At 44.6% G+C, this 10,244-nt stretch carries 9 protein-coding genes; 5 read left to right on the forward strand and 4 right to left on the reverse strand.

Features of this window, described 5'->3' with window-relative positions; translation table 11 throughout:
* Positions 1-143 precede the first annotated feature (143 nt).
* Together ligA and zipA are read right to left on the reverse strand one after the other, a co-directional pair.
* Positions 144-2,156, reverse strand: a complete 2,013-nt coding sequence (gene ligA / locus R7Z50_RS18420) for an NAD-dependent DNA ligase LigA (protein WP_017819968.1) — start codon at positions 2,154-2,156, stop codon at positions 144-146.
* Between the two features lie 90 nt (positions 2,157-2,246).
* On the reverse strand, positions 2,247-3,197 hold the full coding sequence (gene zipA / locus R7Z50_RS18425; RefSeq protein WP_085569971.1) for a cell division protein ZipA: 951 nt from the start codon (positions 3,195-3,197) through the stop codon (positions 2,247-2,249).
* Between the two features lie 251 nt (positions 3,198-3,448).
* Between zipA and cysZ the strand changes: the two genes are divergently transcribed.
* From cysZ to crr, 5 genes are all read left to right on the forward strand, one after another.
* On the forward strand, positions 3,449-4,192 hold the full coding sequence (cysZ, locus tag R7Z50_RS18430; RefSeq protein ID WP_031780324.1) for a sulfate transporter CysZ: 744 nt from the start codon (positions 3,449-3,451) through the stop codon (positions 4,190-4,192).
* Between the two features lie 164 nt (positions 4,193-4,356).
* Positions 4,357-5,325 carry a cysteine synthase A gene (gene cysK, locus R7Z50_RS18435; protein ID WP_047009545.1) on the forward strand — a complete coding sequence of 323 codons (969 nt, stop codon included), beginning with the start codon at positions 4,357-4,359 and terminating at the stop codon, positions 5,323-5,325.
* 300 nt (positions 5,326-5,625) lie between these two features.
* Positions 5,626-5,883, forward strand: coding sequence for an HPr family phosphocarrier protein (locus R7Z50_RS18440; RefSeq protein WP_005382043.1), 258 nt, complete (start codon positions 5,626-5,628; stop codon positions 5,881-5,883).
* Positions 5,884-6,023: 140 nt separating this feature from the next.
* Positions 6,024-7,748 (forward strand): phosphoenolpyruvate-protein phosphotransferase PtsI, encoded by a 1,725-nt coding sequence (ptsI, locus tag R7Z50_RS18445; protein ID WP_005389298.1) that lies wholly within the window; start codon positions 6,024-6,026, stop codon positions 7,746-7,748.
* Between the two features lie 121 nt (positions 7,749-7,869).
* Positions 7,870-8,379 carry a PTS glucose transporter subunit IIA gene (crr, locus tag R7Z50_RS18450; protein WP_005382041.1) on the forward strand — a complete coding sequence of 170 codons (510 nt, stop codon included), beginning with the start codon at positions 7,870-7,872 and terminating at the stop codon, positions 8,377-8,379.
* 96 nt (positions 8,380-8,475) lie between these two features.
* Here crr and R7Z50_RS18455 read toward each other — a convergent pair whose 3' ends face one another.
* Positions 8,476-9,600 (reverse strand): flagellin, encoded by a 1,125-nt coding sequence (locus R7Z50_RS18455; RefSeq protein WP_213961853.1) that lies wholly within the window; start codon positions 9,598-9,600, stop codon positions 8,476-8,478.
* Between the two features lie 116 nt (positions 9,601-9,716).
* Positions 9,717-10,244, reverse strand: a 528-nt coding sequence (locus R7Z50_RS18460; protein ID WP_206946719.1) for a flagellin, incomplete at its 5' end; no start/stop codon positions are given.

Here is a 10,244-nt window from a genome sequence, read left to right on the forward strand (position 1 = left end):
ATAACCCAAGGTTCGATCTTGATCACTGAAAAGAACAAAGGCATCAATTACTCAATAAAAAAACACTTAATTATGAACAATAAAAAGCCCCGCATGCTTACCATACGGGGCTTTTAGTTATTTTTTAGCTTTTTTGAGAAGACTTAATTCATCAGTTCGAGTAAGTCTTGTTCTGTTTTAATTTCGATACCCAGTTCTTGTGCCTTTGCGAGCTTCGAACCTGCATTTTCACCAGCAAACAAAATATCGGTTTTCTTAGAAACACTACCCGTCACTTTAGCCCCCAGTGCTTGGAGGGCTTCTTTGGCTTCTGTACGCCCCAGTTGAGAAAGTGTTCCCGTTAATACTACTGTTTTACCTTCTAATGGTAATTCCCCCACCTGCTCAGTAGTATTAATCTCTGGCCAATGAATTCCTTGTTCAAGCAAATCTTTAACCACCGCTTGGTTCTGTTCTTCACTAAAGAAAGTCGTAATATGTTGAGCAACCACAGCACCGATGTCTTGCACTTCAATCAACTGCTCTTCGGTAGCATTTTGGATCGCTCCCAACGTTTTAAAGTGCATTGCTAAGTTTGCTGCGGTTGCCTCGCCAACTTCACGGATCCCCAGTGAATACAAAAACCGAGGTAAAGTTGTTTCTTTGGATTTTTCTAACGCATTCACAATATTCTGCGCAGACTTTGGCCCCATGCGATCTAGTACGGTTAAAATCCCCGCTGATAACTTAAATAAGTCAGCAGGAGTTTTCACCATCTCACGATCAACAAGCTGCTCGATCACTTTATCGCCTAAACCGTCAACGTCTAACGCTTTACGAGAAACAAAGTGTTTTAGCGCTTGTTTGCGTTGGGCTTGGCAAACTAAGCCCCCCATACAACGTGTTACCGCTTCTCCTTCGATCCGCTCAACATGCGAACCACAAACAGGACACTGAGTTGGGAAAACAATATCTCGAGCTGTTTCTGGTCGACGCTCTTTGATGACAGATACGACTTGCGGAATAACATCGCCAGCACGGCGGATCACAACGTGATCACCAATCTTGACCTGCAGACGTTCTATCTCATCTGCGTTATGAAGCGTCGCATTACTTACCGTTACCCCGCCAACAAATACAGGCTCTAGTTTAGCAACAGGTGTAATCGCACCAGTGCGACCGACTTGGAACTCCACTTCATTCAGTGTCGTCATTTCTTCCTGTGCTGGGAACTTGTAGGCAATCGCCCAACGTGGAGCGCGAGCAACAAACCCCAGACGCTCTTGCACGGCAATATCGTCAATTTTAATAACGACACCATCGATCTCATAAGGGAGGGCATCACGACGCTGCAATATATCTTGGTAGTAAGCTTTTACATCCGCCAAGCTTTCAACTCGCTTAGTTTCCGGACACATTGGCAGTCCCCAAGATTTGATTTGCAAAAAGCGTTCGTAATGACTTGCTGCCAATTCTGCGCCTTGCACCACGCCTACACTGTATGCATAGAAGCTAAGCGGACGAGAAGCCGTAATACGTGAATCCAATTGTCGTAAGCTACCTGCCGCAGCGTTACGTGGATTAACAAAGATTTTCTCGCCTTTCTTCCTTGCTAATTCATTGAGCTTTTCAAACCCAGCTTTCGGCATAAAGACTTCACCACGAACTTCAAGACGATTTGGCCAGTCATTACCTCTGAGTTTTAAAGGAATGGCTTTAATCGTACGCACATTCTCTGTGATGTTTTCACCCGTAGTACCATCGCCTCGAGTGGCCGCCTGAACTAATACGCCATTCTCATATAACAAACTTACGGCGAGTCCATCCAATTTAGGCTCACAACAGTATTCTTTCACACTCTGGCTGCCCACGCGCTCTTGTGCGCGCTTGTGGAAACTATCAAGTTCACTATCATCAAACGCGTTATCAAGCGAAAGCATCGGTACTTCATGTGTCACTTGGCTAAACGCAGAGAGAGGTTGTCCACCGACACGTTGGCTTGGCGAGTCTACGGTTATTAAGTCAGGGTTCTCAGCTTCAATATCCAGTAACTCTCGCATTAAACGGTCGTACTCGGCATCAGGGATCTCTGGGTTATCTTCCACGTAGTAACGCACAGCGTGGTAATGCAACGACTCTTTTAGTTCTTCTAGTCGCTGAAGTACTGATTCAGACATAGTAAAGCCCCGTGTATTTTCAATCGGTGAGGTTGGGAAATCCAAGAAAAAGGGCTCCATCCGGAGCCCTATTATTATTTGCTGTTAAGATTATGCGTTAGCGGCATTAAACTCAACTATTTGACGTCGATAAGATGCTAAACGATCTGGCGTCATTAAGTTGCGCTGGTCATCAAGTACGTTACCACCTAAGTCATCAGCAATTTGCTGCGCAGTTCGGAGCATTAAGTTGAAGTTCTGTTCAGCCTCGCCATAACAAGGCAATGTCATGAAGAATGAAATACCCTTCGTTGTAAACTCAGCAGGATCAGCATGCTCAAACGTACCAGGGTGCATCATATTAGCGACGCTAAACAGCACTTTGCCGTTACCGGACAAGTCAACATGACGATGGAAAATATCCATCTCGCCATAAATTAGACCGTTTTGTTGCATACTTTCAAATAAAGCAGTACCAACAAATGGCTCTTCACCAGCACAGTGCACATTCAATACAATCACTTGCATTTCAGGTTCTGGCTCTTCCTTAGGCTCTGCAACGACAGGCTCACTAACCGTTTCGACTTGCTGTTCTTTCTCCGTAATATCAAACGCGGCGGGAATAACGTCTTCTTCCACAGCAGGCTGGAATGGCTCTTCAGCTACTGTTGCTTGAACAACAGGCTCAACGTCCTCTTCTTTATCTTTTTCTGCAACAAATGAAGGGATGTCATCCGGCTCCTGCTGCGTCTGTTTGACTTCAGATGGACCACCGAATAACGGGTCAGATTCAAACTTGTTGTCGAAAGAGCTCGCCATCCCAAAATCTGGTTCTTTGCGATCTTTGCGAATGATCTCAAAGTCATCTTCAGGAGCGGGAGCGAAGTCTCGCTCTTTCTCAACAAGATCATTTTTGTCTTCTTGGTCAACATCCAGCTTACCAAGTGGCTTGTTACCAAACTTTGCTTTGCCTTCTTTTTTACTGCTCCATAAACCATGAAACAGTAATGCCGCGATGGCTAATGCGCCAACAACAATGAGTACGAATCGCAATTCCTGCATTATTTACTCTCAATATACTTGTTTTTACTACTCGCAGTTCCTTGAGCAGCAACCCAAGTGCAATAAATCTGAATGATACGTTTACTTTACCAAAACTATATGTAGATTTAGAACAACTTAATGCAAGAAGTTCCGTTTTTTGTTGTGATTCTTGCCACGATTCCACTTAACAAGACGTCATTTGTCAGGGCATTGAAAGAAAAGTCCTCACAGGTACAATGAGTTTTCATTTACACGAAGCCAAAATAGACATGAAGCAAAACAATCAGCAGAGAACCGGGTTCGGTTATTTTCTATACGGGATACAATTGGCACTTGCCCCTAAAATCAGACGCTTTGTCATCTTACCTCTACTTGCAAATATCTTGCTTGTGGGTGGTGCCATCTTCTATCTATTTTCAAACCTTAATATATGGATCGAAGACTGGATTGGGCAGCTGCCTGAGTTTTTATCCTGGTTAACTTACATTCTTTGGCCTTTACTCGCTCTGACAATACTCGCTACCTTCTCCTATTTTTTCAGCACACTCGCGAACTTTATCGCCGCGCCATTCAATGGCCTCTTAGCTGAAAAAGTGGAAGAGTACTTAACGGGACAAAAAGTAAATGATGATGGTTTCACTGCCGTCCTGAAAGATGTTCCTCGCGTTTTAGCTCGTGAGTGGAGAAAGCTCCTTTACATCTTACCTAAAGCAATAGGCCTATTCCTGTTATTGCTCATCCCTGCCCTTGGACAAACAGTAGGACCATTTTTATGGTTTATCTTTACCGCCTGGATGCTCGCGATTCAATATTGTGACTACCCGTTTGATAATCACAAAATCCCATTTAACGACATGCGTTACAAATTGAAACAAAAGCAAGGTAAGGCCTATGGCTTTGGGGTATTGGTGTCTGTGTTTACGACGATCCCAATTTTGAACCTCATTGTCATGCCTGTAGCAATATGTGGTGCAACCGCTATGTGGGTCGCGGAGTTTAAGCACCAACGATAGTCGACTAGAGATTAAGGAAAGGGATCAGCGCCAGCTTTTCCCTTTTCTTTTATCAAGTTCTGGGCCAACCTAATAAGATATAACTTTTTAATCCTTTTCCCTTTTTTTCATACCGCATATTCTTCTATCCATATTCACACAACGTGTAATGAAGGAACATCACTATGAGCAAAATCTACGAAGATAACTCTCTTACTATTGGTAATACACCTCTCGTTCGTCTAAACAAAGTAAGCAACGGCAAAGTTCTTGCGAAAATTGAAGCGCGTAACCCTAGCTTCAGTGTTAAGTGCCGTATCGGTGCAAACATGATTTGGGAAGCAGAGAAAGCGGGGCTTCTTAAGCCAGGTGTAGAGCTTGTAGAACCTACCAGTGGTAACACAGGTGTTGCTCTAGCATTCGTAGCGGCCGCTCGCGGTTACAAGCTAACATTGACCATGCCTGAATCAATGAGCCTAGAACGCCGTAAGCTACTTAAAGCACTGGGCGCCAACCTTGAGCTGACTGAAGCGGCGAAAGGCATGAAAGGGGCGATTGCTAAAGCAGAAGAAATCGTAGCAAGCAACCCTGAGAAATACCTACTTCTTCAACAATTTGACAACCCTGCGAACCCAGAGATCCACGAAAAGACTACGGGCCCTGAGATTTGGGAAGCGACAGACGGTGAAATCGACGTATTCGTTGCTGGTGTCGGTACGGGCGGTACTATCACAGGTACAAGCCGTTACATCAAAGGTGAAAAAGGCAAAGCCATCACTTCTGTCGCAGTTGAGCCAGCAGAGTCTCCAGTTATTGCACAAGCACTTGCTGGCGAAGAAATCCAACCTGCTCCGCACAAAATCCAAGGTATCGGTGCTGGTTTTATCCCAGGTAACCTCGATTTAGACATTATTGACCGTGTTGAGCAAGTTACCTCAGAAGAAGCGATTGAGATGGCTCGTCGCCTAATGGAAGAGGAAGGTATCCTAGCTGGTATCTCATCAGGCGCAGCGGTTGTTGCAGCGAACCGACTTGCGGAACTACCTGAATTTGAAGGAAAAACAATTGTAACTGTCTTGCCAAGTTCCGGTGAGCGTTACCTAAGTACAGCACTCTTTGCAGGTATCTTTACCGAAAAAGAGAACCAACAATAATATGTGTTCAAATCAATTTTTAGTTTAAAAAAGCCCCGTTTAGGGGCTTTTTTGTTGATCCCTGCCCTACCTTTGGTAATATCAGGGTGTTTTATTTCTAGCTTCAAAATAAAGAAGCAGAACACAAAAAGGTTTCAAAGTGATTACGCACGCAAACAGTTGCGTAGTTACCAAACTTTTGACTAGTATCAGAACTGACGCGCTTTGAACTCTTCCCGTGCTAGCGCACAAGATGTAAAGCAGTTAAGCTAAAATCTGGTCACAAACTAACAAAAAAATACATTTATTGGGGTATATCACATGTACGAGAAGCAAGTAGAAATCACAGCAGAAAACGGCCTTCACACTCGTCCAGCTGCACAGTTTGTTAAAGAAGCGAAAGCATTCGACGCAGACATCACTGTGACTTCTAACGGTAAAAGCGCTAGCGCTAAGAGCCTGTTCAAACTACAAACACTAGGCCTAGTAAAAGGTACTCAAGTTACTATTTCTGCTGAAGGCCCACAAGCTCAGCAAGCAGTTGACCACCTAGTTGCTCTAATGGACCAACTACACTAATCCGGTCTCCTACTCCAGAAGCCATTTTGTGAAAGCAAAATGGCTTCGTTGGAAATAGGCTCAAAACTAAGCTAAAACTATTCGTTAGCGCACCCATTATTCTCCCGTTTTATAAAGTTGACCAAACTTAAGGTAAGGCTATGATTTCAGGCATCCTAGCATCTCCTGGTATTGCAATCGGTAAAGCACTACTACTTCAAGAAGATGAAATTGTCCTAAACACAAACACTATTTCTGACGATCAAGTAGAAGCTGAAGTTCAGCGTTTCTTTGACGCTCGTAACAAATCTGCAGCTCAGCTAGAAACTATCAAGCAAAAAGCGCTTGAAACGTTTGGCGAAGAAAAAGAAGCGATCTTTGAAGGTCACATCATGCTTCTTGAAGACGAAGAGCTAGAAGAGGAAATCCTAGCACTTATCAAAAACGACAAGATGACTGCTGATCACGCTATCCACTCAGTGATCGAAGAGCAAGCATGTGCTCTTGAGTCTCTAGACGACGAATACTTAAAAGAGCGTGCAACTGACATCCGCGATATCGGTTCTCGTTTTGTTAAGAACGCACTAGGCATCAACATTGTTTCGCTTAGCGATATCAACGAAGAAGTAATTCTTGTTGCTTACGACCTAACGCCATCTGAAACTGCACAAATCAACCTAGACTACGTGCTTGGTTTTGCTTGTGATATCGGCGGTCGTACATCTCACACTTCAATCATGGCTCGCTCACTTGAGCTTCCAGCTATCGTTGGTACTAACGACATCACGAAGAAAGTTAAGAATGGCGACATGCTGATTCTTGACGCAATGAACAACAAGATTGTTGTTAACCCATCAGAAGCTGAGCTAGAAGAAGCGAAAGCGGTTAAAGCAGCATTCCTAGCTGAAAAAGAAGAGCTAGCGAAACTGAAAGACCTACACGCAGAAACGACTGACGGTCACCGTGTAGAAGTTTGCGGTAACATCGGTACAGTGAAAGACTGTGACGGTATCCTTCGTAACGGCGGTGAAGGTGTTGGTCTGTACCGTACTGAATTCCTATTTATGGACCGTACTGCGCTACCAACTGAAGAAGAACAGTACCAAGCGTACAAAGAAGTTGCGGAAGCAATGAACGGTCAAGCTGTGATCATCCGTACTATGGATATCGGCGGCGATAAAGATCTCCCATACATGGATCTTCCAAAAGAGATGAACCCATTCCTAGGCTGGCGCGCTGTACGTATCAGTCTAGATCGTCGTGAAATCCTTCGTGATCAGCTACGTGGCATCCTACGTGCTTCTGCACACGGCAAACTGCGTATCATGTTCCCAATGATCATCTCTGTCGAAGAAATCCGTGAGCTTAAGAAAGCGATCGAAGAGTACAAAGAAGAGCTACGCGCTGAAGGCCACGCGTTCGACGAAAACATCGAAATCGGTGTTATGGTTGAAACTCCTGCTGCTGCTGCGATCGCACACCACTTAGCGAAGGAAGTGTCTTTCTTCTCTATCGGTACAAACGACCTAACTCAGTACACGCTAGCGGTTGACCGTGGTAACGAGATGATTTCTCACCTATACAACCCATTATCACCAGCTGTACTTACTGTGATCAAGCAAGTTATCGACGCTTCTCACGCAGAAGGTAAATGGACTGGTATGTGTGGTGAACTTGCAGGTGACGAGCGTGCAACACTTCTACTTCTAGGTATGGGTCTGGACGAGTTCTCAATGAGCGGCATTTCAATCCCTAAAGTGAAGAAAGTAGTTCGTAACTCTAACTTCGCAGAAGTGAAAGCAATGGCTGAAGAAGCCCTTTCTCTACCGACAGCAGAAGAAATCGAAGCCGTGGTAGAAAAGTTTATTGCTGAGAAAGCTCAGTAATCGGTAGTACCAAGTAATTCAATACTTAATGGCCATTAGACGGCGAAAAAAGTCGTCTAATGAGCTATATTGGTATACTATAATTCGACAGAATAAAACCAAACCTTAGGAGCATGACACAATGGGTCTGTTTGACAAACTTAAGAAGCTTGTATCTGATGACAGCGCTGACGCTGGTGCTATCGAAATCATCGCGCCACTTTCTGGTGAGATTGTAAACATCGAAGACGTGCCAGATGTTGTTTTCGCTGAGAAAATCGTTGGTGACGGTATTGCTATCAAGCCAGCAGGCAACAAAATGGTAGCTCCTGTAAACGGTACTATCGGTAAGATCTTCGAAACTAACCATGCGTTCTCTATCGAGTCTGACGACGGTGTTGAGCTTTTCGTTCACTTCGGTATCGACACAGTTGAACTAAAAGGCGAAGGCTTCACACGTATCGCTGAAGAAGGTCAAACTGTCAAAGCTGGCGACACTGTAATTGAATTCGATCTAGCTCTTCTAGAAGAGAAAGCGAAGTCAACGCTAACTCCAGTTGTTATCTCTAACATGGACGAAATCAAAGAGCTAAACAAGCTTTCTGGTTCTGTAACTGTTGGTGAAACTCCAGTTTTACGTGTAACTAAGTAATTTTTACTTAATCGAGCACGAAAAAACGCTGCCATTGGCAGCGTTTTTTATTACCTGAAATTTTATTTCTGATCGACTTACATCAATGAAACCCGCTCAGCTAAGTAATCCAAGTGCCGAACTCGGCCTTTGCTTTGCCTGAGCCAATAACGCTGTTGTCGCATCTTGGAGCACTTGAGAACGCACCATTTCCGTAGATTCTCTTGCGAAGTCTGTATCTCTTATTCGACTCTTGGATTCTGTAACACTCCGATTCACAGTATTTAAGTTATCCATCGAGCCGTTTACACGGTTCTGAAAGCTGCCAATTTCACTTCGGTGCGAATCAACGTACTTAATTGCTGCATCAATCACCCCAACTGAAAGCTGAGCCTTACCTGCCGTCGACATATCGATGTCATCCATTGTGACTAATTGACCAGCGCTCACATCAAGCTCATCCGCTAAACTCCCTTCGAGAACCACACCCTCTGGCGCCTCCATCGTAGAAGCGAAGAATTGCAGTTCGTTGTTTTCCGTTACTGAAGCATTCACTATCGATTGTTGAGCATTGATGTAAGTGGCGACCTGTTCTATACGGTCACCCAATTTGAGTCCAATGGATTCCGTTTGGGTTTGCCCTTTACTGTCTTGGTATTCGACTTTGAGAGTTTGGTTATCTCCAGTGACTCGCCAATCTTTATCGACCGCATCACCAACATAATGCTGCCCTCCCATCTCTGGGATATGGCTACGCATGTTACGTAACGTCAAAGAGATTGAATTAGCGTTCGCGCCAATATGGAAACTTTGTGAACCGTAAGATCCATCAAACAGGTTTTTATCCGCAAATGTTGTCGTGATCGCGACACGATCAAGCTCATCTTGCAGCGCTACGACCTCATATTGAATACTTTGCCGATCACTTGAGTCATAACTGCCGTTTGCTGCTTGAAGCCCCAGAGAGCCTAAGCGTTGCAATATGTCACTGCTTTCGTGCAATGCTCCCTCCGCTGTTTGAGCAACAGAAAAAGCGTCGTGCGCATTTCTTAAGGCGACATCAAGCCCTCTCGTTTGTACATGGAGAGTATTCGATATCTGTAAACCTGCCGCATCATCGCTCGCCGAGTTGATTCGAAATCCCGAAGTTAGGTTGCGTTGTGACTCAACATTTTGCGCAGCTGCTTGACTCAGGTGTCTCTGCGCCACCATCGCAGAAACATTGGAATTTAAAGAGATCATCTAATCGATATGAATGCCTTATCGAACATACTGTCAGGACACATCTGAATCGTTATAGCCAATAAGCAAAAAGCCAGGGATGAGCCTGGCTTTGGTTTCTTGCTTTGTTAAATTGATTAACCTAGCAGACTTAGCGCTGAGTTAGGCGCTTGTTTCGCTTGCGCAAGGATTGAGCTTGACGCTTGCGATAGAATTTGTGATTTGGTCATTGCCGTCGTTTCTTTCGCGAAATCTGTATCTTTGATACGGCTCTTCGACGCATTCACGTTCTCGTTAATGTTGTCCAAGTTGCTGATTGCGTGGTTGAAACGGTTCTGGAAAGCACCCAGCTCTGCGCGGTGGCTATCTACGTATTTCAGTGCCGCATCGATGATAGCAACAGATTCTTGTGCGCCACCAACTGAGGTTACGTCGATAGTATCTACCGTTACTTTTTTGCCTTCGCCCAAACCTAGTTCACCAGATAGACCGCCTGAAAACTCGACCTCGCCCTCAACTTTGTTGTTGCCAGCGAAGATTTGCAGTTTACCGTCTTGGTCTACTGACGCTTTCACTAGGTCAGTTTGACCGTTAATGTAAGTCGCAAGCTCTTCGATATCGTCACCCGCTTTTGCGCTGATGTTGATTTCTTGCTCTTGGCCGTA

This window comes from Vibrio sp. 1249-1, assembly GCF_033340495.1.

Bases quoted from the DNA above. Each gene is read 5' to 3' on its own strand.
- ligA (WP_017819968.1), bottom strand. From the start codon at position 2,156: ATGTCTGAATCAGTACTTCAGCGACTAGAAGAACTAAAAGAGTCGTTG.
- zipA (WP_085569971.1), bottom strand. From the start codon at position 3,197: ATGCAGGAATTGCGATTCGTACTCATTGTTGTTGGCGCATTAGCCATC.
- cysZ (WP_031780324.1), top strand. From the start codon at position 3,449: ATGAAGCAAAACAATCAGCAGAGAACCGGGTTCGGTTATTTTCTATAC.
- cysK (WP_047009545.1), top strand. From the start codon at position 4,357: ATGAGCAAAATCTACGAAGATAACTCTCTTACTATTGGTAATACACCT.
- R7Z50_RS18440 (WP_005382043.1), top strand. From the start codon at position 5,626: ATGTACGAGAAGCAAGTAGAAATCACAGCAGAAAACGGCCTTCACACT.
- ptsI (WP_005389298.1), top strand. From the start codon at position 6,024: ATGATTTCAGGCATCCTAGCATCTCCTGGTATTGCAATCGGTAAAGCA.
- crr (WP_005382041.1), top strand. From the start codon at position 7,870: ATGGGTCTGTTTGACAAACTTAAGAAGCTTGTATCTGATGACAGCGCT.
- R7Z50_RS18455 (WP_213961853.1), bottom strand. From the start codon at position 9,600: ATGATCTCTTTAAATTCCAATGTTTCTGCGATGGTGGCGCAGAGACAC.